Origin of the sequence: Fischerella muscicola PCC 7414 (assembly GCF_000317205.1) — a bacterium.
GTDB classification, from domain to species: domain Bacteria; phylum Cyanobacteriota; class Cyanobacteriia; order Cyanobacteriales; family Nostocaceae; genus Fischerella; species Fischerella muscicola.
The window spans coordinates 1-703 of record NZ_AJLK01000230.1 but is presented as its reverse complement, the minus strand read 5'-3'; the positions used below and the strand labels follow the sequence as shown (position 1 = coordinate 703).

Sequence of the window (703 nt, the reverse complement as noted above, 5' to 3'; positions counted from 1 at the left end):
TTTGGCTTGATTTAAAAGCTCTAAATCTGTTGGATAACTGATATCTCCAGGCGCACAAGTCGCATCTAATATTAATTTTCCTCGATTTTTTGGCTCACTGCTTTCTTCTTCTGGTGCTGCTGTTTTTTTTTGACTTGATTGAGATGATGTTTCTAAGCACATCTTTTTCACCATCTCTTCATTCACTTTGTTGACTAACTCCGCGCTAATTCTTTCTCGAAAATGTACTAACATCGATGCGTCAAATCGAGTTTCATTACTATAAGATGACATCCCTATGAAGTACTGTAGATAAGGATTCTCCTTGATTTGTTCTACTGTTTCCCTGTCGCTTATACCTAGTTTCTCTTTAATTATTAATGCACCTAATGCCATCCTCCATGATTTTGCTGGCGCTCCCATTTCTGCGGAGAATCTGGAAGAATATTCCGATTCAAATTCTGCCCAGGGTATTAAATCAGCCATGATTACCCACCGATTATCTGATGATAACTTTCCCTCAAATGGCAGGTCAAAGTTTGACGGTGGAATTGGAGTTGATTCTTCTTTTCGGTACATAGTGCCTAATAATACCCAACTTTGCTTTTGTCCTCAGTGATGCAAGTATTTTGAGCTATTTTACCTCCTTGTCTTGCACCTGAATATACTTCTAGAGTCTAATAACTTAGATCCTGTCACCTTTTCTTTATTTTTCAGCAAGCCC

General features: G+C 38.3%; 1 protein-coding gene. It reads right to left on the bottom strand.

Annotation, left to right across the window (positions count from 1 at the left end; all coding sequences use genetic code 11):
• A partial coding sequence (locus UYI_RS33925) for a transposase (protein ID WP_016870648.1) occupies positions 1-558 on the bottom strand: 558 nt, incomplete at its 3' end.
• Positions 559-703 lie beyond the last annotated feature (145 nt).